The 24742-nt window shown below is 60.8% G+C and carries 22 protein-coding genes; 19 read left to right on the top strand and 3 right to left on the bottom strand.

The annotated features are described in order from the left end of the window. Positions 1 to 304: 304 nt before the first annotated feature. The 3 genes from AC1DCM_RS21790 to AC1DCM_RS21780 all read left to right on the top strand — a co-directional run bounded on the left by AC1DCM_RS21790 (position 305) and on the right by AC1DCM_RS21780 (position 3717). Positions 305 to 1249, top strand: a complete 945-nt coding sequence (locus AC1DCM_RS21790) for a carbohydrate ABC transporter permease (protein WP_216926818.1) — start codon at positions 305 to 307, stop codon at positions 1247 to 1249. Further along, positions 1242 to 2174, top strand: coding sequence for a carbohydrate ABC transporter permease (locus AC1DCM_RS21785; RefSeq protein ID WP_442018900.1), 933 nt, complete (start codon positions 1242 to 1244; stop codon positions 2172 to 2174). Before AC1DCM_RS21790 ends, AC1DCM_RS21785 begins: the two co-directional genes overlap by 8 nt. A 154-nt stretch (positions 2175 to 2328) precedes the next feature. Then, positions 2329 to 3717, top strand: coding sequence for an ABC transporter substrate-binding protein (locus tag AC1DCM_RS21780; RefSeq protein ID WP_477519690.1), 1389 nt, complete (start codon positions 2329 to 2331; stop codon positions 3715 to 3717). A 101-nt stretch (positions 3718 to 3818) separates the two neighbouring features. On the opposite strand, the gene AC1DCM_RS21775 is transcribed toward AC1DCM_RS21780, so the two are convergent. After that, positions 3819 to 5867 carry a beta-galactosidase gene (locus AC1DCM_RS21775; protein ID WP_477519689.1) on the bottom strand — a complete coding sequence of 683 codons (2049 nt, stop codon included), beginning with the start codon at positions 5865 to 5867 and terminating at the stop codon, positions 3819 to 3821. Positions 5868 to 6064: 197 nt separating this feature from the next. On the opposite strand from AC1DCM_RS21775, the gene AC1DCM_RS21770 reads away from it, so the two are divergent. The 5 genes from AC1DCM_RS21770 (at position 6065) to AC1DCM_RS21750 (ending at position 11288) form a co-directional block, all read left to right on the top strand. After that, positions 6065 to 7351, top strand: a complete 1287-nt coding sequence (locus AC1DCM_RS21770) for an ABC transporter substrate-binding protein (RefSeq protein ID WP_477519688.1) — start codon at positions 6065 to 6067, stop codon at positions 7349 to 7351. Positions 7352 to 7399: 48 nt separating this feature from the next. Next, on the top strand, positions 7400 to 8353 hold the full coding sequence (locus tag AC1DCM_RS21765; RefSeq protein WP_477519687.1) for a carbohydrate ABC transporter permease: 954 nt from the start codon (positions 7400 to 7402) through the stop codon (positions 8351 to 8353). After that, complete coding sequence (locus tag AC1DCM_RS21760; protein ID WP_477519686.1) at positions 8350 to 9267, top strand: carbohydrate ABC transporter permease; 918 nt, start codon at positions 8350 to 8352, stop codon at positions 9265 to 9267. The genes AC1DCM_RS21765 and AC1DCM_RS21760 overlap by 4 nt, the downstream gene beginning before the upstream one ends. A 25-nt stretch (positions 9268 to 9292) precedes the next feature. After that, complete coding sequence (locus tag AC1DCM_RS21755) at positions 9293 to 9961, top strand: Poxvirus protein I5 (RefSeq protein WP_477519685.1); 669 nt, start codon at positions 9293 to 9295, stop codon at positions 9959 to 9961. An 82-nt stretch (positions 9962 to 10043) separates the two neighbouring features. Then, positions 10044 to 11288 carry an MFS transporter gene (locus AC1DCM_RS21750; protein ID WP_477519727.1) on the top strand — a complete coding sequence of 415 codons (1245 nt, stop codon included), beginning with the start codon at positions 10044 to 10046 and terminating at the stop codon, positions 11286 to 11288. A gap of 13 nt (positions 11289 to 11301) precedes the next feature. On the opposite strand, the gene AC1DCM_RS21745 is transcribed toward AC1DCM_RS21750, so the two are convergent. Both AC1DCM_RS21745 and AC1DCM_RS21740 read right to left on the bottom strand, forming a co-directional pair. After that, positions 11302 to 13134: an HNH endonuclease gene (locus AC1DCM_RS21745; protein ID WP_477519684.1), complete on the bottom strand. Its 1833-nt coding sequence runs from the start codon at positions 13132 to 13134 to the stop codon at positions 11302 to 11304. A 100-nt stretch (positions 13135 to 13234) separates the two neighbouring features. Then, positions 13235 to 15265: a DUF6807 family protein gene (locus AC1DCM_RS21740; RefSeq protein WP_477519683.1), complete on the bottom strand. Its 2031-nt coding sequence runs from the start codon at positions 15263 to 15265 to the stop codon at positions 13235 to 13237. 354 nt (positions 15266 to 15619) lie between these two features. Between AC1DCM_RS21740 and AC1DCM_RS21735 the strand changes: the two genes are divergently transcribed. From AC1DCM_RS21735 to AC1DCM_RS21685, 11 genes are all read left to right on the top strand, one after another. After that, complete coding sequence (locus tag AC1DCM_RS21735) at positions 15620 to 16333, top strand: YesL family protein (RefSeq protein WP_477519682.1); 714 nt, start codon at positions 15620 to 15622, stop codon at positions 16331 to 16333. Further along, the gene (locus AC1DCM_RS21730; RefSeq protein ID WP_477519681.1) at positions 16326 to 16568 is read left to right on the top strand and encodes a hypothetical protein; all 243 of its coding nucleotides are present in this window, start codon (positions 16326 to 16328) and stop codon (positions 16566 to 16568) included. Before AC1DCM_RS21735 ends, AC1DCM_RS21730 begins: the two co-directional genes overlap by 8 nt. 4 nt (positions 16569 to 16572) lie before the next feature. Further along, complete coding sequence (locus AC1DCM_RS21725) at positions 16573 to 18102, top strand: extracellular solute-binding protein (RefSeq protein ID WP_477519680.1); 1530 nt, start codon at positions 16573 to 16575, stop codon at positions 18100 to 18102. Then, a complete protein-coding gene (locus AC1DCM_RS21720) occupies positions 18099 to 19073 on the top strand; it encodes an ABC transporter permease (protein ID WP_477519726.1) in 975 nt (324 codons plus the stop codon). The genes AC1DCM_RS21725 and AC1DCM_RS21720 overlap by 4 nt, the downstream gene beginning before the upstream one ends. Beyond that, positions 19073 to 19945, top strand: coding sequence for a carbohydrate ABC transporter permease (locus AC1DCM_RS21715; protein ID WP_431116418.1), 873 nt, complete (start codon positions 19073 to 19075; stop codon positions 19943 to 19945). Before AC1DCM_RS21720 ends, AC1DCM_RS21715 begins: the two co-directional genes overlap by 1 nt. Positions 19946 to 19971: 26 nt before the next feature. Beyond that, a complete protein-coding gene (locus tag AC1DCM_RS21710; protein ID WP_477519679.1) occupies positions 19972 to 20643 on the top strand; it encodes a rhamnogalacturonan acetylesterase in 672 nt (223 codons plus the stop codon). Then, positions 20643 to 21347 carry a DUF1961 family protein gene (locus tag AC1DCM_RS21705; protein ID WP_477519678.1) on the top strand — a complete coding sequence of 235 codons (705 nt, stop codon included), beginning with the start codon at positions 20643 to 20645 and terminating at the stop codon, positions 21345 to 21347. Before AC1DCM_RS21710 ends, AC1DCM_RS21705 begins: the two co-directional genes overlap by 1 nt. Before the next feature lie 50 nt (positions 21348 to 21397). Continuing rightward, positions 21398 to 22405 (top strand): acetylxylan esterase, encoded by a 1008-nt coding sequence (locus AC1DCM_RS21700; protein WP_477519677.1) that lies wholly within the window; start codon positions 21398 to 21400, stop codon positions 22403 to 22405. Positions 22406 to 22624: 219 nt separating this feature from the next. Continuing rightward, positions 22625 to 23782 carry a 3-deoxy-7-phosphoheptulonate synthase gene (locus tag AC1DCM_RS21695; protein WP_477519676.1) on the top strand — a complete coding sequence of 386 codons (1158 nt, stop codon included), beginning with the start codon at positions 22625 to 22627 and terminating at the stop codon, positions 23780 to 23782. A 151-nt stretch (positions 23783 to 23933) separates the two neighbouring features. Next, complete coding sequence (locus AC1DCM_RS21690; protein ID WP_167263970.1) at positions 23934 to 24146, top strand: helix-turn-helix domain-containing protein; 213 nt, start codon at positions 23934 to 23936, stop codon at positions 24144 to 24146. A gap of 171 nt (positions 24147 to 24317) precedes the next feature. Beyond that, complete coding sequence (locus tag AC1DCM_RS21685; RefSeq protein WP_003792170.1) at positions 24318 to 24416, top strand: 30S ribosomal protein bS22; 99 nt, start codon at positions 24318 to 24320, stop codon at positions 24414 to 24416. The last annotated feature ends 326 nt before the right edge of the window (positions 24417 to 24742 follow it).

Genomic DNA, 24742 nt, shown 5'->3' with positions numbered 1-24742 from the left:
CGAAAGCGCACGCCGGACTTCTTCGGCGCGCGGGCGGCTTCGTCAGAAAACGCTTTCTCAAAAATTAGCAAAAGGCTGTACATGGGTCAAGAAAGCGTTTACTTTGGTACGGAGCCGCTGATTACCAGGACCTGTATCCCGGTGAGTCAAGGGGTACCGCCAAGAGAACGGCGGCGTCCCGGAAGGCAAGCATCAACCACACTCGTACTCCGTGGATGGCCACGATGACCAAAGGAGACCACATGGCCGCTTATGAACACACGGGGACGCCGAAAGGCGTTCGCGGTCAGGCAGGAGGGAAGCGATGAGCGCCATCGGCGAACTCTCCACAATGACCCGCCGCAAGGGGCCCATGACCAAGGAGGAGAAGAAAGCGAACGGCCGCGACAACAAGGCCGCCTATGTTTTCCTGCTTCCGTGGCTGATCGGCCTCGTGGTCATCACCGTGGGTCCGATGCTGATGTCGTTGTACCTGTCCTTCACGGACTACAACCTTCTGCAACCACCGCAATGGGTGGGAATCGACAACTTCGTCCGTATGTTCGGCGATGCCCGCCTGCATAATTCCTTGCGCGTCACCTTCACGTATGTGCTGGTAGGCGTGCCGCTCCAACTGGCTGTGGCCCTGGTGATCGCGCTGGTCCTGGACAAAGGGCTTCGTGGCCTTCCGTTCTACCGCTCCATCTTCTACTTGCCGTCGCTGCTGGGCGGATCTGTGGCTGTTGCGATTCTTTGGAAGCAGATCTTCGGCACCACCGGCCTTGTGAACCAGGTCCTCGCCATGATCGGCATCCAGGGGCCTGGCTGGATCTCGGATCCCAACACGGCGCTCGGCTCCATCATCCTGCTGCACGTCTGGACGTTCGGCAGCCCCATGATCATCTTCCTGGCGGGCCTGCGCCAGATCCCGAACATGTACTACGAGGCCGCCGAAGTTGACGGCGCCACCACCTTGCAGAAGTTCTGGCGGATCACGCTGCCGATGCTGAGCCCCATCATCTTCTTCAACCTGGTGCTGCAAATCATTGGTTCGTTCCAGTCATTCACGCAGGCGTTTATCGTCTCTGGCGGCAACGGCGGACCGTCCGACTCCACCATGTTCTTCACGCTGTACCTGTACCAGAAGGGCTTCGGTCAGTTCGATATGGGCTACGCCTCCGCGATGGCCTGGTTCCTGCTGGTCATTATCGGCGCCTTCACTGCCATCAACTTCATCGCTTCAAAGTATTGGGTGTTCTACGATGACTAAAATCCAGACCCTCCCCGCCGCCGCTGAGGGCCAAAGCAGCAAGACCAGCAAAAGCCCGCGCCGCCGTGAATCGCCAGGAAGCCTGGCTTTCAGCCGGAACGCCCGCATCAAGGGACTCATCAAGCACGCCATCTTGATCCTCGTTGGCGGGATCATGATCTACCCGCTGCTGTGGATGGTTGTTTCCTCGCTGCGGCCCAATGACCTCATCTTCCGCGAACCCGGCCTTTGGCTGAACAACCTGGAAATGAGCAACTACACCGATGGTTGGTCTGCGCTGACGCACCCCTTCGGGCATTACATGATCAACTCCGCCATCGTCGTACTCGGCTCGATCCTCGGAAACCTGATCTCGTGCTCCATGGCCGCCTATGCCTTCGCCCGGCTGCAGTTCAGTGGCAAAAAGCTGTTCTTCGGAATTATGCTGCTGACCATCATGCTGCCGTTCCATGTTGTGATCGTGCCGCAGTACATCCTGTTTTCGCAGATCGGCTGGGTGAACACCTTCTGGCCACTCATCGTGCCGAAGCTCCTGGCCACGGACGCGTTCTTTGTATTCCTCATGGTCCAGTTCATCCGTGGCATTCCGAAGGAATTGGATGAGGCTGCCCGCATTGACGGCGCCGGCCACCCGAGGATTTTCCTCCGTGTCATTCTGCCTTTGATGGTTCCGGCCCTCGCCACCACCACGATCTTCACTTTCATCTGGACGTGGAACGACTTCTTCGGTGCACTTATCTACCTCACTGATCCGGACATGTTTACGGTCCCCGTAGCGCTTCGCGCTTTCGTTGATTCGCAGTCCGCCACCAGTTGGGGATCGCTCTTCGCGATGTCCATCGTGTCCCTGTTCCCTGTGTTCCTTGTCTTCCTGTTCGGCCAGCGGTTCCTCATCAAAGGCATCGCAACCACCGGCATCAAATAGGACGTCGACGTACTGAGTGGAAGTCCAGGGCTTTTCGCCCGGCAAGTAATACAAGCTGGGATCTTGTCATACAAGATTGTGACTTGTAGCATAAAACCCACGCAAGAAAACGCTTTCTCATTCGCATCAAGATCAAAGAGGATCGGAGACAACAGTGCCGGTATTTCCAAAGGGTGAAGGAATCGCCCCTGCAGGTGCTTCCGCAGGTTCTTCCAAAGCCCACGCATCGGAACCCAAGGCCAAGCGGTCCAAGCGGCGGCTTCGCGCCTCCGCAATCATCGCTGCCACAGCTGCAGCCGTTCTGGCGCTCAGCGCTTGTGGCAGCGGAGCAGAACAAAGGAGTGCCGACGGCAAGGTGGAACTCCGCTTTTCCTGGTGGGGCGGCGACAAGCGTGCGCAATTGACGCAGCAAGCCATCGCGGCTTTTGAAGCCGAGAATCCCAACATCAAGATCAAGGCCGAGTATGGCGACTGGAGTGGCTACTGGGACAAGCTGGCCACCCAGGTTGCTGCCAACGATGCTCCGGATATCATCCAGATGGACGAAAAGTACATCACCGAGTACTCCACTCGTGGAGCCCTCCTGGATCTGTCCAAGTACAAGATCGACACGTCCAAGCTGGACGAAGCCGCGCTGAATGCTGGCAAGGGTTCCAAGGGACTCACTGGTATTGCAGCAGGCATCAACGCTGCCACCATCCTCGCGAACCCGGCTGTTTTCAAGGCTGCGGGCGTCGCTCTTCCGGACGACAAGACCTGGACGTGGGAAGACTTCGAGCGCATTGCCGCGGAGGTCACGGCCAACTCTCCCAAGGGAACCTACGGGGCTGCTGCGTACGGTACCGATGAGGCGTCCCTGGGTGTGTGGCTGCGTCAGAACGGCAAGTCACTCTATACCCAGGACGGCAAGCTTGGTTTCGAGCCCTCGGACGTCGCAGGCTACTGGGACTTCCTGAAGGAACTCAGCGAGAAAAAGGCTGTTCCGTCGGCATCGGAAATTGTTGAGGCCGAGGCTGCTCCACTGGATCAGAGTGGCCTGGCAACCGGCAAGAACGGCATGGCGTTCTGGTGGTCCAACCAGTTGCCGGCGCTCGAGAAAGCTGCGGGYGGCGAACTGCAGATCCTTCGTTTCCCCTCCAAGACGGGCAAGGCCGCTGATACGAAGCTTTGGTACAAGGCTTCCCAGTTCTGGTCAGCATCCTCCAGGACCAAGCACCCTGAAGAGACGGCCAAGTTCATCGACTTCCTGACGAACAACGTCAAGGCCGGCGAAATTCTGCTGGCTGACCGCGGCGTTTACCCCAACTCGGACGTCCGCGATGCAATCGCTCCCAAACTGGCGACGGCGGACACCAAGGTGGTCAACTTCATCAGTGAGATCCAGCCCGAGCTCGGTGAAGCCCCGGCCGCCCCGCCCAAGGGTGCAGGTGCCATCCAGGAAATCATCAAGCGCTACTCCTCGGAGGTCCTGTTCAACAGGCTCTCCACCGAGGAAGCCGGTAAGAAGGCCGTGGACGAGATGAAGTCCGCGATCGGAGCCTAGCTTCCGGCATCAACGCACCAAGGCACCAAAGAACCGCGTCCCGGGCGAATCATTCGTGATCCGCCCGGGCGCGGTTTTTGCGTTGGCGCTATCTGCTTCGGTTAGTCCTCTGCGATTACTGCCACGGCTCCGGCGGGGACCACGCCGCCGAAGCGTGCTCCGCTTAGCAGCTCGTCGCCGTCGGCCTTCACGGTCACGTCATCCCGAGTGTGGTTGATGGCGAAGAGGAAGCTGCGGCCGTCCGCAAATCGCCGCCGGACGAGTTCGACGCCGGAAGAAGCCTCGGCAGCGGCTGTCACCCCGGATTCCTCCAACAGTCGTGCCGTGAGTGAATCGATGCCGTCGGCGTCCGGGAGTGTGGCGAGGTACCAAGCCGCCCCCGCGCCGGTGGATCTGCGCGTGAGGGCGGGGACGTCGTCGAGCGGGTAGTCCGTAAAGGTTGCCAGAACTTCGGCCGGCCCAGACTCAGCCACGTGAACGTGCTCGCTCCACAAGGAACCAACTGTTCCATCGCTGAGGGTGAGTGTGCTGCCCGGGAAAAGCGGGTGGAATTCCTCGGTTCGGATACCCAGCAATTCGCGGAAAGCACCCGGGTAGCCACCCAACCGAACGTGGTCCAGCTCATCCACGATGCCGCTGAAGTAGCTGATGAGGACCGTTGCACCACGCTCTGCTGCGGCAGCGATCGAGGCGGCGGCAGCGTCCGTCACGGCGTAGAGGGTGCAGACCAGGATGAGATCGTAGCCGGAGAGGTCGGCGGAGGGGTGGACGAAGTCCGCAGTGACACCGCGCCGGTAGAGGGAACGGTGGAAAGCGCGCATGGTTTCCAGGTACTTCACGTCCTGGCTTGGGTGCGAATCCAGCTCGGAGGCCCACCATGCTTCGTAATCAAAGACGAAAGCAACCCGCGATTCCACACGGGAACCCTTCACGGATTCCACCTTGGACAGGGCATCGCCGAGCTCCACCACGTTGCCCCATACCTGTGTGTCCCGTCCGCCGTGGGGAACCATGGCCGAGTGGAATTTTTCAGATCCGGCCTTGCTTTGGCGCCACTGGAAGAACATGACGGCGTCGGCGCCACGGGCCACATGCGTCAGGGAGTTGCGGAGCATTTCCCCGGGCATTTTTGGCTGGTTATGGGGCTGCCAGTTGACCGCAGACGTGGAATGTTCCATCAGGATCCACGGCTCGCCGCCGGCCACGCCGCGCGTGAGGTCCGCGCTGAAGGCAAGTTCGATCTCCCGTTCAGGATCGGCAGCCACCAGGTAATGGTCGTTCGCGATCACATCCATGTCCTTGGACCAATCGAAGTAGTCCAGGGTTTTGGTGGCGCTGGAAACCATGAAGTTAGTGGTGGCGGGGATGTTCGGCGTGACCTCGCGGATAACCGCCAGCAGGGCGCGGTAGTAATCGATGAACGCCCATGAATTGAAGCGTGCAAAGTCCAACTGCTGCCCGGGGTTAAGCGAGGTGGGGGCGGCTCCGGGCGGGATGATTTCCTCGAATGAAGCGTAGTGCTGGGACCAGAAAGCCGTTCCCCAAGCCTCGTTGAGTGCCTCAATGGATCCGTACCGGCGCTCAAGCCAGGCCCGGAATGCGGCCGCGTCCTCTTCTCCATAGAACTCGCCAACATGGCAGCCGAGCTCGTTGTCCACGTGCCACAGTGCCAGCGCCGGGTGGTTCCGGTAGCGTTCGGCGATGACCCGCGTCATGGTGGTCGCGTAACTGCGGTACACCGAGGACGACGGCGTGTAGTGGCGCCGCGAGCCGCGTTCCAGCCTTGTTCCTTCCGCTGTCACGGGCAGGATTTCCGGGTGTTTCCTGGCCAGCCAGGCGGGCGGTGATGCGGTAGCCGTAGCCAACGCCACCTTGATGCCGGCCTCGTGGAGGTTGTCCATGACGTCGTCCAGCCAGTCGAAATCGTACTGGCCTTCCACGGGTTCCAGCAGGCCCCAGGAGAAGATGGCGACGCTCAGGAAATTGACCCCCGCCTCCTTCATGAGCTCGATGTCTTCACGGCGGACGTCTTCCGGCCATTGCTCAGGGTTGTAGTCGCCGCCGTAGGCGAGGCCGTTGATGCTGTTCCATACAGAGGGCGCTCCGGAGGGGCTTTCGGATGGGCCTCGGGAGAGTTCAGGGGAGGACAAGGGGACTCCTTGGTCAGGTTCGGCAGGGCGGGATAACTGTGGAGCTTGACTGCTATCAGGTTAGGCGAGGATCTTGGAAAACGCTTGCCCAGATTCCAGATTGAGGATATTGTATCGATTCAGAACGAGTGTAAGCGACGTCACTCTCCCTTGAGGGGAACCGAAGAGGCTTGCACCAACTGAGCAAGGAGGCTCTCATGATCAACAGAAGGAATTTCCTCACTACGGTGGCCCTTGGCACTGCATCTGCGGCGTTCCTGTCCGCCTGCGGCCAGTCTTCGTCGTCCGGCAAGGCGGGTTCGGCCGAGAACCCTGTGACCATCACGTACACCTGGTGGGGCAACGACGACCGTGCCGAGCGCACCCGCAAGGCGATTGCACTCTTCGAGTCCAAGAATCCGGATGTCAAGGTCAACGGAAACTTCACTGACTTCGCTGGATACTGGCAGAAGCGCGCCACAGAAGCCGCTGGTGGTGGTTTGCCGGACGTCATGCAGTGGGACTTGTCCTACCTGCGCGACTACGGCCAGCGGAACCAGCTGCTGGACCTGGGCACCGTAGAAATCAACACCGATGCCTTCGATAAGTCCCTCCTGCCTTCGGGCCAGATCCGCGGCAAGACCTACGGCATACCCACCAGCACCAATGCATTCGCTGTCTACTACGATCCCGCCAAGCTCAAGACCATGGGCATCGCTGAGCCTGACGGAACGTGGAACTACAAGGAGTTCAACTCTTTCCTTGCTGAGGTGGGGCAGAAGGGCAACGGAACCTTGTTTGGCGGCACCGACTACACCGGTGTTTGGTGGATGTTCAACATCTGGTTGCGCCAAAACAACATTCAGGCCTTCACGGATGAAGGCAAGCTGGGCTTCTCCAAGGACGACCTGAAGAAGTGGTGGAACACCACCGCCCAGCTTCGCGGAACCCCGGCGATCGTTGGCGAAGACAAGACGACGCAGCTGCTGCCGAAGTCCCCGTTCGGCTCAAACGTCACTGCCACGGAAGTCACGTGGGACAACTTCATGGCCGGTTACCTCGGCGATAGCGGCGCCAAGGAACTCAAGCTGGTGCCGGTTCCTTCCGATAACTCGGACAACCTGGGACTCTTCCTTAAGCCCTCAATGTTGATGGTGGCCAGCGCCAAGACCAAGTACAAGGATGCTGCTGCCCGTTTCATAGACTTCATGGTCAACGATCCCGAGGTAGGCCAGATCTTCAAGACCTCCCGTGGTGTTCCGGCATCCAAGACCCAGCGCGACGGAACCACCTTTGAAGGAACAGACAAGCTGGTTGTGGATTACGAAAAGTCCATCGAAAAGTACCTCAAGGATGCTCCGGAGCCGCCCATCGTCGGTTTCGGCACGCTTGAATCCTCTTTCAAGCGCGTCAGCTCTGACCTCAATTACGGCAAACTCACCATCGACGGCGCCGCAGACGCGTGGTTCAAAGAAGCCGAAGACCTCATCAAGCAGAATGCCTGAGCAGACATTCGTGTCTGATCCAGGCGTTCCAACCGACGGACTGATCTCGTGACTCAAACCCCAACCCTGAGCAGGCGCTCCCAGTCGTCCGCTTCCTCGCAGCCGCGTACATCGCGGCGTCGAGGGGCGGACGCCCGCGCCGGCTACACCTTCCTGCTGCCTTGGCTGCTCGGATTCATTGCCCTGACCGTGGGGCCGATGATTTCCTCGCTGTACCTCTCCTTCACCAACTACAACCTCTTCGATGCCCCCAAGTGGATAGGCCTGGACAACTACGCCACGCTCTTCCAGGACGAACGTTTCCTGCAGTCAGTGGGCGTAACCCTGAGCTACGTAGTGTTCGGCACCCCTCTGAAGCTCGCTGCTGCGCTGGCGATCGCCATGCTGCTGAACAGCAAGCGAAAGGGACAGGGGTTCTACCGTTCAGCGTTCTACGCTCCGTCTTTGATCGGCGCGTCCGTGTCCATCGCAATCGTCTGGAAGGCGATGTTCGGCGATTCCGGTCCTGTGGACGAGGGCCTGTCCTTCTTCGGCATCGACCTCGGCGGCTGGGTGGGCAACCCCTCCATGACGATGCCCATGATGATCCTCCTGACGGTGTGGCAGTTCGGCGCCCCAATGGTGATTTTCCTGGCCGGACTCAAGCAGATTCCTGCGGACCTCTACGAGGCAGCCTCGATGGACGGCGCCGGTCCGGTCCGTAAGTTCTTCAACATCACCTGGCCCATGCTTTCGCCCGTGATTTTCTTCAACTTACTGATGGAAACCATTCACGCTTTCCAGATCTTCGCCTCGGCCTACATCATCTCCAATGGTGAAGGCGGCCCCGCAGGCTCCACCCTCTTCTACACCCTCTACCTGTACTTGCGCGGTTTCAGCGACTTCCGGATGGGCTACGCCTCGGCCATGGCCTGGCTCCTGGTGATCGTGGTTGGCATCATCACGCTGATCTTCTTCAAGACCTCCAAGTCCTGGGTCCACTACAGCGGTGATTCAAAATGACGACCATGGCAACCCCCACCCAGTCCACGTCCGCGACGTCGGCCCAGGATTACAACCCGAAGTCCGAGTCGGGCACGGTCAAGCGCATCAAAAGCATCATCTTCCACATCGTTGCGTTGGCGCTCGTTGGGGTAGTTCTCTACCCGGCTCTGTGGATGGTGGTCTCGTCCTTCAAACCGAACTCCGAAATCGGTGGTTCCACCACCCAGCTGTGGTCCAACAACTTCAGCTTCGACAACTTCGTCACAGCCATGGACGGCATCGGCGGGGTGTCCACGCTGACGTTCTTCACCAACTCCCTGATTCTGGCCGTGGGCGCAGTAGTCGGCACCGTCCTTTCAGCGAGCGTCTCGGCGTACGCTTTTGCCCGCATCAACTTCCCCGGCCGCGGAATCTTCTTCGGCATGATGATTGCCACCTTGCTGCTCCCGTTCCACGTGGTGATCATCCCGCAGTACATCGTGTTCCAGCAGCTTGGTCTCGTGGACACCTATGTGCCGCTGTTGATCGGCAAGTTCCTGGCCGCCGACGCGTTCTTCGTCTTCCTGATGGTCCAGTTCATGCGCGGCCTCCCGGCCGAACTGGACGAGGCCGCCCGCATCGACGGCGCCGGACACGTCCGCATCTTCGGGTCCATCATGCTCCCGCTCATGAAGCCTGCATTGATCTCGACGTCGATCTTCTCCTTCATCTGGAGCTGGAACGACTTCCTGGGCCCGCTGCTGTACCTGAACACCCCCGAAAAGTACCCGCTGCCCCTGGCTTTGCGGCTCTTCGTGGACCAGACCCAGAGCTCGGATTACGGAGCGATGATCGCGATGTCCGTTCTTGCGCTCCTGCCCGTGTTGGTCTTCTTCCTCGTCTTCCAGCGCTACATCGTCGAAGGCGTTTCAACACAGGGCCTCAAGGGCTGACAGACACGGAAGACGGAAAAAGAAAATGAGCATCGTGGACACTACAGGAAAGTCCTCTTCGGATAAGCAGGCCATTTCGGTCAACCGCTTTGCCCTCTTCTCCGAGACCATCCTCGCCGGAGTCGTTGTGCTCCTCCTATCCGTCCCCTTGGTGACGGCGCCGGCTGCCTATGCTGCCGGCGTCGCACATCTTGAGCGGCACCTCAGCGGAAGGGATGACTCCMTTCGGAGCCTTTGGGGCAACTTCCGCCGTGCGCTTCCCGGCAGTTGGAAGATCGGAATCACGACGGCGGCAGCCGCCGTCGTGATTGTCCTTAACCTGTTGCTCGCACTGGTGGGTCAATTGCCCGGGCGGGCACTGATTCTGCCGGCGACCTTGATTCTGGCGGTCGCAGCCGCCGTGCTCCTGCTCAGGATCGCCGGCAGCTGGAGTGGCGGAGTGATCTGGGACGGCGACGCCGGCCGGAAGTCCGTGGATCTTCCCGGTCCACAGCAGCAGTGGCGGCTTGCCTACTCCCAAGCCAAGGCTGATTCGTTCCGTGATTGGAGCGGTTCGCTGTTGCTCCTCGGGGCCGTTTTCGTGGCAGTCGTTTTCGTGTGGATGCTGCAGGCGCTCTTCGTGATTGTTCCCGGCATGCTGATTCTTGCCGCTGCTGCCGTCAAGATCCGGGCCGCCAGCCGCGCCCAAGACTGAAAGTGGATCCGATAACCCGCTGAATCGAGCCGATCACACTGTGTCACCGCGCACCCAATCCGGGTCTTCCACCAAAGCAGCCATTAGTCGCTCCACAGAGACTTGGTATTACCCGCTCCGGCACCATAATTACCGGATCTTCGTAACGCTTTCGCTCGTCGGCAGCGGCGGAGTGTGGATGCAACGACTTGCCCAAGACTGGCTTGTCCTGCAGCTCACCGGAAGCCCGGCCGCTGTGGGGTTGGCTGTTGCACTTCAATTCCTGCCGATGCTGGTGGTTGGTCCTATCAGCGGTGTGTTGGTGGATCTCTTTCCGAAGCGCCGAATCCTCATGGTGTGCCAGTCCGTTGCTGCACTTCTGGCGGCTGGACTGGCCGTTTGGAATGCGATGGGCGGCACGGACGTGTGGGTTGTCTACGGCTCCTGCATTGCTTTGGGCATCACCAGCTCTATTGATGGGCCCGCCCGGCAAGTCTTCGTCAATGAGGTAGTAGGCGATGCCGGGCTACCCGCCGCTATCGGCCTAAACAGTGCCATAGGTCAACTAGGTGCCATGCTCGGTCCCGCCCTGGCCGGAGTCGTCATTGCCCAAGCTGGCCCGGCCGCTGCATTTGCTACGAATGCGGGGATCGGGGTGGCCGTATTGGTGATGATCGCTATTATTCGGCCAGCTGAGCTCCATCACGCACACGACCCTGATTGCCCGCCGCGGGATAGGCGTGGACAAATCCTGGCTGGCTTCGGGTACGTGAGCGCGCGGCCGCAGCTTCTGCTCATCATGCTGTTGGCGGGTCTCTTGGGAGCGTTCGGCATGAACGGTCCGGTGGTCCTTGCCGCGTTCGCTGACCGCGTGTGGCACAGCGGTCCTGCCGGATTTGGGCTCTTCAATATGGTCAGCGCCTTGGGAGCTTTGGCTGGCGCTCTCCTGGCTGCCCGGATCAAGCACTTGGGTCGCAAGGGGATCGTGGGTAGCGCAGCACTCTTCGGTCTCACGCAGCTCCTTGCCGCGCTAATGCCCACACAGGAATTGTTCGTCGTCATGCTCGTGGTGGTTGGCTTCATGACTCTCATGTTCCTCACCAGCGCGGCCACCAGCGTCCAACTCGAAGCTGGCGCCAGCGTGCGTGGGAGAGTCTTGGCCCTCTACTTTCCGCTTCTGTTGGGTGGGCATGCCTTGGGAGGCTTGCTCGCCGGCTGGCTCACGGAAGATTTCGGAGTACGTACCGCACTGCTGGTCACCGGTGCGCTGGGTATGGCTTCGGCGTTCCTGATTGGGTTCCTTCTTTGGTTGCTGGGCCGAAAGCGGAGTTTTGACCGAGCCGGTTAAGGTACTGGGCTCGTTAAGGTGCTGGGCTCGGCAACGGACTGGGCGGGGAACCTAGCGCGCCGAAACCTAGCGCGCGCCCGGAACCTACGGCACTGTAAACCTCCTGCGCGGAGAACTTATTGAGTGGAGATGCGTCGAGCCAGTGGACGTGCTGGTGGTGCTTGTAGCGGGTTTTTGCGTTGGCCCAGTTATCCCCTTGGAGCTGATCCCTTGACGCAGTTGAATTGGCGCGTTGCAGTAAGAAGCTCTCCCAAAGTGAGGTCGATGCTGGGAACCACGTTCCGGAAGGTGCCGGTGAAGATGGTGGCGGTGAAGTTGCTGGCGCGTCAGGCGTCGCCGGGGCGCCCGGATGCCCTGGCAGGGGTGGGGCTTTGGATTGGTAGCTGTGTCCTGTGGGAGTGCTGACTTCCAGTTCATGTCGCCCGCCAGGGATTGTTTTCACGTTCCAGCCGGGGTTTTCTTTGGTGTGGTTGCAGGCTTCGCAGAGCCCCGCGCCGTTGGCCAGGCTCGTGGCGCCGCCGTAGTGCCAGGGAACCACGTGGTCTATGTGGCGGATGGGCGCGTCGCAATACGGTGTGCGGCAGGTGTCGTCGCGGGTTTCGATGAAGCGGCGCATTCCGGGTGGGAAGAGCCGGGCTTTGGAGTCCATGGCCAGCAGTTCACCACTGGCTGGTGCTGTGTATAGACGGCGAAGCAAGACCCTAAGGTCCTCGCGGTCCGTGCGTTTCATACCCGAGTTGGCCTGCCCGGATTTCGCTTGGTTGTCGGTCCCGGCCTTTCCCACAACCCCGGCCTTTCTCACAACTCCGGCCTCGCCGCTGGTTCCGCTCTGACCATTGATTCGCGACTCCCCGTCCGTCTGGACGGCCCCGGGTGCTCCGTCTGCCTGGTTGCTGCCTCCGGCGAGGAGCGTTCTGGCCCATTCGGCGGGGACGATTCCGTAGCCTTGCAGCCGTGCTGGTTCGCTGTCGCCTTGGAAGAGGGTCCGGTCGGTCATGACGAGCTGCACATCAACACCGCTGATCCCGTCTGGGGTGCCGGTGAGGCGTTCGGTCAGGGTGTCGGCCATGACCTGGCCGCGGGTCCGGGTGTCCCCGCCGGAGCGGGCCGAGTCGGCGTGCCGGGTGAGCGCGGCATACGCGGCGACGCCTTGAGCGACCGGGAGCAGTGCGGTGAGGATGGTCATGGTGTCCGGGGCCGGGCGTAAGCTGACGTGCCGCTCGGACGCGGCATGGGCTGCGCGCTGGGTCACCGAGCGGGGGTCCCGCCGGTAAGCGGCGGCTCGTGCGGCGTCGATGATGGTCTTGTCTCCCGCGCCGTCGAACGTTCCGGTGTCGGGGGCGAGTTCCTCATCGACCGCTGCCCGGTCTTCGACGGACAGGCACGCGGTTTCCTTCACCAACAGAGTGGCGCGCCATTCGTTCAGGTGCCCGGTTTCCAGGGCGGCCATGGTGCGCGGCATTTCCGAGACCAGTGCCTTGGCCAGTCCGAGGAGCCGGGACCCTTTGTTCGGTGATTCGCGCCGGGCCAGTGCGATCTGCGCACCCACACCCTGACCACGCTCCGAGGAGGAGACACCGGCAGAGGCTTGTTCGCGGCGCTGCGCCAGGTCAAACGCCACCGACGCCCGCGCCTGCAAAGCCGCGATCGCGGACTTCACGTCCTCCAAACCACGAATCTGATCAATCAAAGCAGCACTGCCTGCACGGATGCGGAAGGAGCCCAACCTGGCGAGGAACTCCCCAACGTCAGAGCTCTCGGACTCAGAGCCGCTGGAAATCGCAGTCGCAGGCAAGGGCACACCCGAAACCACCGTGCGTGCTTGCCTTGCCCGAATCCGATCCATACCAACACTCTTCCGGAGGGGTACGACAATATAAGGCCTCGGACAATGCCTTCCGAAAAAATCGGCTATGCGAGTTTGCTAAGCGACTCCACGAACCCGCTCAACGTCCGGCAACCAACTCCTCGATAGCCTCCACGCTCAGGTTTCCATCGCTGATCCAGACCGTGTTTGTGCGGGTGAGTGACGTGCCTGCAGCGAGCTCAACCGCAGTGTCCCAAGCCAAGGCAGAACCCACGGCAGGGTACTCACTGCAGCGAACAAACCACGGGTCCGCCGATTCGGCAGGTGCGGCAAACACCAAAGTGGCCGGGCCGCCGTCGAACTCTCCGGTCCACGCAAGCCACGGCGCAACCGAGCCGTGCACAGCAGCCTCTCCCTCAGCAAAGGCGGAGAAGACGCGTGGTGAATGGTTCATGGGGAGGCGCCAGAAGAAGCCGCCGTAGCCACTAGCGGCCGCGCCGTGGGAACCTGGACTGCCCAGTGAGACATCCACGACGGCGGTAAGTTCCGTTTGGATATCGAGTCGCCAGGTGTTGGGGTCCAGATGCGTTCGCTGATAGCTCCGCTGCTCTTCGAGGACGAGTCCGCCGTCGGAAGCGAGCCAGTGGAGGTCAAGCGTGGTTTTGTCCTCTTCGCGGCGCACGCCCTGGAAATCGATCCGACCGTGGTCTCTGAGATCCAGATATCTGCCGGCAGAACGCCGATAGCTGCGGCCACCCCAGAAGTTGCTGCCGTTGACATCCTGTAGGGCGAACCCGGCGCCGAGATGCCAAACGTGGTCCACAGGCAGATGTTCCGTCACCACAATCCCTGACGGCGTCATAACCGGGTGGAGATAAGGCCGCGGTGAGAGCTCCGGTTCCAAGGCGTCGCCGGCGCGGAAGAGTGCAATGGGAGAGCCGCCTCGAGTGGCGAAAAGGGCCTCAGCGGCGGCAGTCTTCGTCCGTGCCCACGGAAGCCCGAGCTCGGAGAAGGTGGCATGCGCCCTGGTTGCCCGCTCCAGGATTTCTTCTATCCCATGAATCACGGCATGCGCCTGTTCTCCTTCACCTATCCATTCGACGTATTGCTGCGGAATGAGTGCTGGCGCGTCAGCGGTCCTGATGGCTTCAAGGACGCGCATGAACGCACCGCTTTCATCCAGGGGACTCAGCAACGGAGTGCCTTGGGACAAATGCTGGAGCAGGTTTTCGGTGAGGTCGTCACGTCCGAAGGTGTGCGTTACTTCGCCCGCTTCGGTGCGGACGGTCACGTGGTCTTCCGTGTAGCGGAACACGGCCGTCCCTTCAGTGCCGTGCAGCGTGACGTAGGGTTCCACTGACTCGGTGGCGCACAGCGTCAGGGCGCAAGTGATGGGCAGCCCGTCGACTGTCCGCATCCGAATCACGGAGGTATCGTCCGCCTCGATGTCGTTGGCCCGGTAGAGGTCCGTATCCACGCTGGCCAGGTCTTTTGCGCTGCGGGCTCCGGCGATCCGGAGCGCTGTGGCGATTGCATGAGCCAGGGGATTGGTGGCCACGCCGTCTACTACATCGACTCCGTCGATGCTTCGCCTTCCAGCCCAGCGTGAGCGTTTGTAGTAAGCGCGGTCGCGGACCCAGCGTCCCGTGGCCGTGATGCCTTTGAGTGTCCCAATGCGGGGGAGCTCTGCCGAAGCTTCCCCGTTAGCCAGTTTTTCAAGCGCGGCGAGTGCATGGGAGCCCAGGCTTTGGAAGCCGATTTGTACGCTGCGGCCAGCTGTCGCCGCGGCCTCTTGCAGCCGGATGAAGTCGCTCATGGAGGCGACGGGAGGCTTTTCGAGATACAGATGGGCCGAAGAAGCCAGCACAGAAAGAGCCAACGGGGCGTGTGTCTGGATCGGGGTCGCCACGATGATCACGTCCGGCCGATGGCCCCCGGCAAGCAGCTCATCCAGATCGGAGTGGACCACCGTTGAAGGCGGTAACGTCCCTGGGGCCGGGGGATTCGGGTCTGCGACCGCAACGAGATCCACCACGCCCTCCAACCTGAGCCTTTCCAGGTTCTGAAGATGATGGGCGCCGAATCCATGAACGCCTACCAGAGCGATCCTTGCCGGTGCAGTCCTGAGGGCGTTGGGACTTTCGGCGGACCCGGCGGAAGTGATTTCCATGATTCTCCTCTGCTGGCTGGCAACTGCTGGCCACTACCTGAAGGCGTAGTCGATAAGGCGTTTCTGAAATGGCCTGCGCTTCAGGCTATATCTCGCAAGGCACCACCGGCAAGCGCTTTCCAATAGCTGGCTCTGCAAGTGTAGCGCGATCGCCCCCGCGAATGTAACGATTCAAGTTAAGTCTTGACTGAAGGCGTGTGGTCAGTCTAGATTTCGGTGAAACCGTTTACTTGTGAGGTGGCGCACTTGGTCGAGTCCACTCTGGCTGGCATTGGTGACCGCAGTTGGAGACCAGGACAATCGTCGGCGCCAGACAAATCGGCGAATTCTGCAACGATGGAGAAAGGGAGTTCCATGACTGCTGGGGGATTTGGCTTTCGGGCATACACGTTCTTCGACACACTCCTATGGATCGCCTGCCTGAATATGCTGTGGATCGTCTTCACACTGCTGGGTGGCGTGGTGCTGGGAGCCGGGCCCAGTACCGCTGCGGCCCAAATCCTGATCCGTGAAAAGGTACAGGGAAATGCCGTGCCTTTGATGCGTCGCTATGCCAAGGAGTACTTCAAGAACTTTGGGAAGGGCAATGCCCTCGGCGTTCCCGTCTTGGTAGTTGCCGCGTCCCTTGCCCTGAACTGGGGCTACTTTTCTGCCGGCTGGGATCTGGGTTCGCAAGTCGCGTCGGCCGCGATCCTCTTGGCTGTCCTCTTTGCCGCCGGAACGTTGTGCTACCTCTTTCCCATGTTTGCCAGGTACGAGCTCACGATTCCGCAGTACTTTCTGATGTCTTCCCGGTTTGCCATGCGCCACCTCGCGGGGACCGTCATCCTCCTGTTTGTGACGGCCGCCGCCGTATTCGCCTGCCGCTCGCTTCCGGGACTGGTGCCCTTCTTTGGCGTTGGCGGCTGGCTCTATCTCACCGGCTGGTTGTGCGACAGGTTCTTTACTGCCAATGACGACGCCATGTTTGCCAAGGAAGCGGGCCATGCGGCAGCAGTTGCAGCTTCAAGTCGCGCAACCACCACCTCGACCACCCCTTCCACTGCCAAGGAGACCAGCCTTGCCTGAGATCGACCGCCAAGGCCTGCCCACGGGCGGCCGCCACATCCTCCATCGATCCCTTGACATCCAAGGGCATGCCGAACTTGTCCAAGGGCGCCCCGAACCAGGCGCAGATTCCCTTGGTGTGAGCACTAATGAAACGTATCAAGACGAGAACGGGCAGCACCTGTGGAGCCTGAAGCGCTTCCCTGGCGTATCTCCGGAATCGTCGATCGACAACAACCCCGAAGAAGTGGAGTAGGAAAATGTTCCGTAGAAAACCAACGCTTGCGGCCGCCGTCATCGTCTCTGCCGCCTTGGCCCTGACCGCCTGCGGTGGCGAAGCGCCGGCGTCGGACCTCTCAACCGTCAAGATCATGGCACCCTTCCTGGAGGCGCAGCCGCCCTCGCCCGATGGCGCTGTGCAGAAGAAGCTTGAAGAGCTCACAGGCAAGGACATCAACATCTCGTGGGCGCCCAACGCCTCCTACGAGGACAAGATGAACATCACCTTGGCCTCCTCCGACATCCCGCACGTCCTGGTGGTCCAGGGCAAGTCGCCGGGCTTCGTCAAGAACGCCGAAGCCGGGGCGTTCTGGGACCTCACCGATAAACTCAAGGACTACCCGAACCTGAAGACCACATTCCCCGAAGTCCAGCAGAACGCCAGCGTCAATGGCAAGGTTTACGGCGTTTTCCGGGCCCGTAACCCGATCCGTGCCGCCGTGATGTTCCGCCAGGATTGGCTGGACAAGTTGGGCCTGAAGGCTCCGCAGACCACAGAAGACCTGTACAAGGTGGCCAAGGCATTCACCGAGCAGGATCCGGATGGCAACGGCCAGAACGATACTTATGGCATCACCATTCCCAAGTGGGGCGCCCTGGGCACCAACAGCCCCTACGACATGATCGAGACCTGGTTCGGCGCCGGAAACCGCTGGACCGAGCGCGACGGCAAGCTGGTGCCGAGCTTCGAAACCGAGGAATTCCTGGAGGCCGATCGCTTCATCAAGAAGATGGTGGACGAGAAGCTCATCAACCCCGACTTCGCCACCTTCGATCCCACCAAATGGAACGAGCCTTTCTTCAATGGCAAGGGCGGCATTATTGTCGACGTCGACTCCCGGGTCAGTGTGCTGATCAACCTTTTCAAGCAGGCCAACCCGAGCGACTTCCAGAACAAAGTGGGCTTCGTAGGCAGCCTGAAGGGCCCGGACGGTGAACTGCACGCCCACCCGACCGACGGCTATTCCGGCTTCCTTGCCATCCCCAAGTCCAGCGTCAAAACCGAAGCCGACCTGAAGAACGTCCTGACGTTCTTGGACAAACTCAACAGCAAGGAAGTTGCCGTCCTGATGAACAACGGCATCGAGGGCGTCAACTTCACCGTAGAAGAGGGCTTGGCGGCCACCATCAAGCCGGAAACGCCGGAGGGCAAGGTAGTCAACACCGACATCAAGAGCTACGCGCAACTCGGAACCAACGTCACGGGGAACAACTTCTACCCAGTGAAGCAGGCGTCCGAGTACGAGCAGAAGGTCTTTGACGACCGCGTGGCAGTGATGGCAAACGACCTCAAGAGTGCCGTGTACAACCCGGCCGCGGCCTTCGTTTCCCCCACGTATGTCGCCAAGGGTGCACAACTGGACAACATCGTGGCCGACGCCCGCATTAAGTACCTGGCTGGGCAGCTGGACGAGCAGGGCTTAAAGGATGCCATCAAGCTGTGGAACACCAGCGGCGGTGACAAGGTCAAAGAAGAAATAAACAAGCTGTGGCAGGACACCAAGAAGTGACCGCCCCGGTCGTCGAAGCCAAAGCCCCGGAGCGGGCGGCCAGCAAGCCGCCCGCCCCGGCGCGGCGACGCAGCTTTGCAGTCCACTTCGCGCACTACAAATGGTTGTATCTGCTGCTCCTGCCCGGCGTCGTGTACTTCGCAGTGTTCCGGTACGGTCCCATGTACGGTGTTTCCATCGCCTTCAAGGACTACGTTCCGTTCCTGGGCGTCAACGGCAGTCCTTGGGTGGGTCTGACGAACTTCACCGACTTCTTTGCCAACCCCGACTTTCCGAGGTTGCTGGGCAATACACTGATCCTGGCGTTCCTGAACCTGGGGATCGCCTTTCCGCTGACCATCGTCCTGGCATTGCTGCTTAACGAAGTCCGGCTTTCGGTACTGAAGCGGACGGTCCAGACGCTCGTCTACATCCCGCACTTCCTGTCATGGACTATCGTGGCGTCGCTGAGCTTCCTGCTCTTCGCCCTGGACATCGGACCGTTGTTCCAGTTCGTCAACGGATTGTTCGGCACCAACGTGGATATCCTGTCCGATCCGAACTGGTTCCGGCCGCTGATTGTGCTTCAGGAGATCTGGAAGAACACCGGTTGGGGAACCATCATCTTCCTGGCGGCACTGGCCACCGTGGACCAGGACCAGTACGAGGCCGCAATCATCGACGGCGCCGGCAGGTTCCGGCGCGTCTGGCACATCACCTTGCCGGGCATCCGGTCCACGATCATCGTGATGCTCATCCTGGCCATCGGGCAGATGCTCAACACCGGCTTTGAGCAGATCTACCTCATGACCAACGCACTCAACCGCAGCGTGGCCGACGTCTTCGATACCTACGTGTACTTCGTAGGCATCACACAAGGCGCCTACAGCTACAGCACCGCCGTCGGGCTTTTCAAGTCCTTGGTGGGCATCGTACTGATCTTCGGCACCAACTGGCTGTCCAAGCGGTTCAACCAGAGCGGACTTTTCTAATGAAGATTCACAACACGCGCGGCGGGCGGATTTTCGATGCCGCCAACTACGTCTTCCTCACGCTGATCGGCATCATCACCCTGTTGCCCTTCGTCTACGTCCTGGCAGGATCCTTCGCCAACGAAGCGGAAATTACCCGGCGGGCGTTCTTCGTCTGGCCCGAGCAGTTCACGCTGGGGGCGTATGAATACATTTTCTCCACGCCGTCCTTTACCCGGGCCCTGATCACCACCGTGCTGGTCACGCTGGTCGGGACCTTGGTGCAGTTGGTTCTCACGGTTACGATGGCCTACCCGCTGGCGAAACGTGGACTTCGTGGCCGGAAACTGATCCTGTCCCTGGTGGTTTTTGCCATGGTCTTCTCAGGCGGCATGATTCCAACGTTCCTGCTGGTGAAGGACCTGGGCCTGCTGAACAGTTACTGGGCGCTCATCCTGCCTGCGGCCATCAACCCCTTCAGCCTGATCATCATCAAGAACTTCTTCCAGGAACTCCCTGCCGAGCTCGAGGAATCGGCCAAGATGGACGGCGCTACGGAAATCGGAATCCTCTGGCGGATCCTGCTGCCGCTGTCCAAACCGGTGCTGGCCACGTTTGCGCTGTTTTATGCGGTGGGTATTTGGAACGACTTCATGTCGCCCTTGCTCTACCTGAGCGATAACAACATGTGGACCCTGCAGATGTACCTGCGCCAGGTCACGGCGGCCTCGGATCTCCTTGGCACCGGCAACGTGGATCCGTCGTACATCCCGCCGGAGCAAGGCATCAAGTTCGCCGTGATCGTGGTGGCAACCCTGCCCATCCTCATCTTCTATCCCTTCCTGCAGAAGCACTTTGCCAAGGGAATGCTGATCGGTTCGGTTAAGGGTTAAAGGCTTCGGCTGACGAAAGGAGAATCATGAAAATCCTCCTCGCGGGCGACTCCACCGTGGCAGCCTGCCCCAGTTACGAGTACCCGATGAGCGGTTGGGGAGCCCACCTCGCGCCCGAAACCTATTGGTGGGCTGCGGTCCATAACTATGCCAAGGGCGGTGCCACGACGGAGTCGTTCCGCGATGAAGGCCTCTGGTATCAGCTGCTGGGCCAGACCGTGAAGGGCGATCTCGTGCTGATCCAGTTCGGGCACAACGACCAAAAGCGCGCCCATCTCGCTGCCCGGACGGGCTACGCCGACAATCTGAAGGCAATGGTGGCCGACGTCCGTTCCAAGGGCGGCATTCCCCTTCTGTGCACGCCGGTGGAGCGCCGGCATTTCACGGACGGACGCCTCGACGTCACCCTGGGCGAATACCCTCTGGTGGTTCGCGAGTTGGCGGTTGAGCTTGGCTTGGATCTCATCGACCTCAATGAATGGACCCGCGCGCTGTACCAGGAGCTGGGGGCGGAGGGTTCCAAGGAGTTGTTCTTCCACTTTGCTCCTGGGGAGCATGCGTACTGGGCTGGCGGCCTTGAGGACAACACACACTTCCACGAGAAAGGGGCCAAGCGGATTGCCGGTTTCGTCGCGGAGCAGCTTGAGTCCCTCGGCTACGGACTGGTGGCCACCCTCAACCTGGGGGCGAAGGCCTGATGTATTCCAACCCTTTACGAGGTCCCTCGGATATCGCTGGTTGGATCGCGGAGGGGCCGGTTCAGTTGGAAATTTACGACGACGGCGGGCCGGCCTTGGTCCCGGAGGGAACCGGCAGTTCGGGGCCGGCTCCCGCAGAAAGCACAGCCCTGCTCCTTTCCGGTTCCCTCGATCCCGAGGAACACGGAGATCACGCCCACTGGACTCTCTGGTGCCCCGAGGAACTCCCGGACCACGTCAGGATCAGGTGGGAGTTCCTTCCGCTTGAGGAGCCAGGCCTGGCCATGGTCTTCTTCTCTGCGCGGGGGCACGGGGGCGAGGATCTGTTCTCTCCCGACTTGGCTCAGCGCACGGGCTTCTACCCGCAGTACCACTCAGGGGATATGGACGCGCTCCACATCTCCTACTTCCGCCACAAATACGCCGCCGAGCGGGCCTTCCGGACGTGCAACCTGCGCAAAAGTGCCGGCTTCGAACTTGTAGCGCAGGGAGCAGACCCGCTTCCTCCAGCCGAAGATGCGGATGGGTTTTATCGGATGGAAGTCATCAAAGATGGTCCTCGCGTGGCCTTTTCGATCAATGGCTTGCCCTTGTTTGACTGGGTGGACAGCAGTCAGGAACCCCTGGGCGGCGGCTACTTCGGAATCCGCCAGATGGCCCCTTTGCGGGCGGCCTACCGAAACCTCTCCATCACACCTCTTTAGCTTCCCGTCCCCGTGACGGGCGACACACTCCCATGACGTAGGATGTCCTCATGCCTCTTTTCGACCTTCCCCTCGAGCAGCTCCGCAACTACACCTCCAGCGCAGTTCCGCCTGCTGATTTTGAGGCCTTTTGGGAGCGCACCATCGCCGAGGCCCGGACCTTGCCGCTGAATGCTGTGTTCGAGCCCGTTGACAACTACCTCAGCGTCATCGACACCTTCGATGTCACGTACTCCGGCTTCGGTGGGGACCGCATCAAGGGCTGGCTCCACGTTCCTTCGCATCTTGAACCAGGGCAGCAGCTTCCCGTCGTCGTGGAGTACATCGGCTACTCCGGTGGACGCGGACTGGTCAACCAAAACACACGGTGGGCGCAGGCTGGATACGCCCACTTCATCATGGACACCCGCGGTCAGGGCTACGGGGGCGTATCCGGTGACACGCCGGATCCGCATCCATCAGCCGGCGGCATCAACTATGCAGGCCTGATGACCCGGGGAGCTGACCATCAGGACGATTACTACTTCCGCCGGGTCTACGTGGACGCCTTCCGTGCGGTAGAAGCGGCGCAGAGCCATCCCGCCGTCGACCCTTCCAAAGTGGTGCTCGCCGGAATCAGCCAAGGTGGTGGCATCACGGTGGCGGCCGCCGGGCTGGTGGCCGGAAGGCTCGACGGCGTGATCGCCGCGCTGCCCGACGTCCCGTTCCTGCAGGACTTTCCTCGTGCGATCGACATTACGCCGCGAGGGCCATACCCGGAGATCGCTGGCTTCCTGGGCCGTCACCGTGACAAGTATGAGCCCATGCTTGCCGTGCTGAACTACTTCGATGGAGTCCATTTGGGCCGGGCAGGCACAGTGCCTGCACTCTTCTCTGCCGCCCAAATGGACGACATTTGCCCGCCGTCAACCGTGTTTGCGAGCTTCAACAATTACGGTCTTTCGGGAGGTGCGCCCGTCAAGGACATCGAGGTATACCGCTTCAACAACCACGAGGGTGGCCAGGAGCACCAGTGGATCAAGCAGCTCCAGTTCCTTCGCAAACTTTTGTCATCATGACGGACCCAATTTGCCCGGTTTGACGAACCGCGGCTATGGTGTGGCTATGACTAACCGTTGGTATGCGTATTTTTCGTTGGCTCTGGAGGGGCCCGCGTCTAACTGACACGCATCCAACTTTCCTTCAGAGCCAGCAGGGCAGAGATTATTCTCTGCCCTTCGCCATATCCGGCGGGTTCTGAAAAGGGGCCCGCTCCGCATCCGGAACAGGACCCACAAATGACCAGCATCGCTGCAGAATCCACCGAGACACTCGATAACGAGGCACTCCCCGCTGCCGGGAAAGCTTCCCAGCCCGCCACCTCCAACCTGCGCGTGGCCCGCTTCGAGCCGCTTCCGGCCCCTCAGGACCTCATCGCCGAGTTGCCGCTGGACGCCCGCTCAGCTGCCGTCGTCGACCGTGGCCGAGATGAAGTCCGGGCCATCATGGACGGCGTGGACGACCGCCTGCTGGTAATCGTCGGGCCTTGCTCCATCCACGATCCCAAAGCCGGACTGGAATACGCACGTCGGCTGGTCAGCCAGGCGGAGAAGCACAAGGAAGACCTGCTGATCGTCATGCGGACGTACTTCGAGAAGCCCCGCACCACAGTCGGCTGGAAGGGCCTCATCAACGATCCCCACCTGGACGGCAGCCACGATATTGCCGCAGGACTGCGGGCAGCCCGCGGCTTCCTCAAGGAGGTCACCGCGCTGGGACTGCCCACCGCGACCGAATTCCTCGAGCCCATCAGCCCGCAGTACATGGCCGACCTCGTCTCCTGGGGTGCGATCGGCGCCCGCACCACCGAAAGCCAGATCCACCGTCAGCTCGCCTCCGGGCTGTCCATGCCCATCGGATTCAAGAACGGCACCGACGGCGACCTCCAGGTGGCAATCGATGCCTGCGGCGCGTCGGCCGCTGAACAAGCCTTCCTCGGAATCGACGACGACGGCCGCGCCGCTCTCGTGGCGACGTCCGGCAACCCGGACACCCACGTGATCCTGCGCGGCGGACGCAAGGGTCCAAACTACTCTGCCGACGATGTTGCAGCTGCTTCGGCCAAGCTCGGCTCCAAGGGGCTGAACCCGCGCTTGATTGTGGACGCGAGTCACGCCAACAGTGGAAAGAGCCACCACCGCCAGGCTGAAGTTGCCTTGGAAATCGGTGCGCAGCTTGAGGCGGGGGAGACTTCGCCGATTGCTGGCGTCATGCTGGAGAGCTTCCTCGTGGGAGGGGCGCAGAACCTGGATGTGGCCAAGCAGCTCGCGGGGGAGCAGGAGCTCGTTTACGGCCAGAGCGTCACCGATGCCTGCATGGAATGGGACGTCACCGCCTCGGTGCTGGAACAGCTCGCTGCGTCTGCCCGGAAGCGCCGGCTGGTCTCGGGGGAGTAGCCGGGGAGTAGAGTCCCACTTAGCGGAAATGCTTTCACATTGGTCACTTCAGCCTCTAGAGTATCTAGCACATGGTTGTTTGATGGCTCAGCATCGGCACACCGTTCTACTGGGGGTGTCCTGTCCAGCTGAGAGCAAAGGAATATGGGAAATGTCCGCGGAGACTAACTTCTCGAATGCGCGTTTCATGACTGTGGCTGAAGTAGCCGAGGTCCTGCGTGTTTCCAAAATGACTGTGTATCGTCTGGTCCACTCAGGGGAAATGCCTGCCGTCAGGTTTGGCCGTTCCTTCCGGGTGCCTGAGGAGGCCGTGGCCCAGTACCTCAAGGGTGCTGTGGTCGACGGACAATCGGAGACCGCCTGAGGTCGCCGGGGTCCGTCCCGCGGACCGTGGTCACGGGGTGCCCCTTTGAAGCGGTACTCTGTTAAGGAACGTTTTACGTCAATGTAAGAATCTGTCAGTTGTACTGTCTGCTGCTAGTCCGCGGATCCGTTCCAACAGACAGGACCTTCATCTAGTTTGTAAGGAACTTTCGTGGGTTCAGTTATTAAGAAGCGCCGCAAGCGTATGGCCAAGAAGAAGCACCGCAAGCTGCTTCGCAAGACTCGCCACCAGCGCCGCAATAAGAAGTAGAGATACTTCACCAAGCGTGAATGCCCGTTGCCTTCCAAGGCGCGGGCATTTTTGCTCTCTCACATCCCGACGCTTGTGCCCGGATGTTTTCTCATGTCCTGACGCTTCTGGCCGGATGTTCTCTCACGTCGTGGCGCTTCTGGCCGGACGTTCTCTCACATCCCGACGCTTCTGGCGTGCGCTCGTCAAGTTTTTGAGACAGTTCTCGTTGTTGTTGGTTAGGCGGCCAGGGGTTGCTGGGCGGTGGTGTGGTGGTTTGCGTGGGCTGTGGCGGGTGGGAGGCCGCCGGCGCGGCGGTTGGGTCGGCGGCGGTTGTACCAGCCCTC

The sequence above is a fragment of the Paenarthrobacter sp. 10N417 genome (assembly GCF_056394745.1).
This window is presented reverse-complemented; position numbering and strand designations above follow the sequence as displayed.

What these genes read in the sequence shown, in the direction of transcription:
- AC1DCM_RS21790 (WP_216926818.1), top strand. Translation starts at nt 305, where the DNA reads ATGAGCGCCATCGGCGAACTCTCCACAATGACCCGCCGCAAGGGGCCC.
- AC1DCM_RS21785 (WP_442018900.1), top strand. Translation starts at nt 1,242, where the DNA reads ATGACTAAAATCCAGACCCTCCCCGCCGCCGCTGAGGGCCAAAGCAGC.
- AC1DCM_RS21770 (WP_477519688.1), top strand. Translation starts at nt 6,065, where the DNA reads ATGATCAACAGAAGGAATTTCCTCACTACGGTGGCCCTTGGCACTGCA.
- AC1DCM_RS21760 (WP_477519686.1), top strand. Translation starts at nt 8,350, where the DNA reads ATGACGACCATGGCAACCCCCACCCAGTCCACGTCCGCGACGTCGGCC.
- AC1DCM_RS21745 (WP_477519684.1), bottom strand. Translation starts at nt 13,134, where the DNA reads ATGGATCGGATTCGGGCAAGGCAAGCACGCACGGTGGTTTCGGGTGTG.
- AC1DCM_RS21740 (WP_477519683.1), bottom strand. Translation starts at nt 15,265, where the DNA reads ATGGAAATCACTTCCGCCGGGTCCGCCGAAAGTCCCAACGCCCTCAGG.
- AC1DCM_RS21735 (WP_477519682.1), top strand. Translation starts at nt 15,620, where the DNA reads ATGACTGCTGGGGGATTTGGCTTTCGGGCATACACGTTCTTCGACACA.
- AC1DCM_RS21725 (WP_477519680.1), top strand. Translation starts at nt 16,573, where the DNA reads ATGTTCCGTAGAAAACCAACGCTTGCGGCCGCCGTCATCGTCTCTGCC.
- AC1DCM_RS21715 (WP_431116418.1), top strand. Translation starts at nt 19,073, where the DNA reads ATGAAGATTCACAACACGCGCGGCGGGCGGATTTTCGATGCCGCCAAC.
- AC1DCM_RS21710 (WP_477519679.1), top strand. Translation starts at nt 19,972, where the DNA reads ATGAAAATCCTCCTCGCGGGCGACTCCACCGTGGCAGCCTGCCCCAGT.
- AC1DCM_RS21705 (WP_477519678.1), top strand. Translation starts at nt 20,643, where the DNA reads ATGTATTCCAACCCTTTACGAGGTCCCTCGGATATCGCTGGTTGGATC.
- AC1DCM_RS21700 (WP_477519677.1), top strand. Translation starts at nt 21,398, where the DNA reads ATGCCTCTTTTCGACCTTCCCCTCGAGCAGCTCCGCAACTACACCTCC.
- AC1DCM_RS21695 (WP_477519676.1), top strand. Translation starts at nt 22,625, where the DNA reads ATGACCAGCATCGCTGCAGAATCCACCGAGACACTCGATAACGAGGCA.
- AC1DCM_RS21690 (WP_167263970.1), top strand. Translation starts at nt 23,934, where the DNA reads ATGTCCGCGGAGACTAACTTCTCGAATGCGCGTTTCATGACTGTGGCT.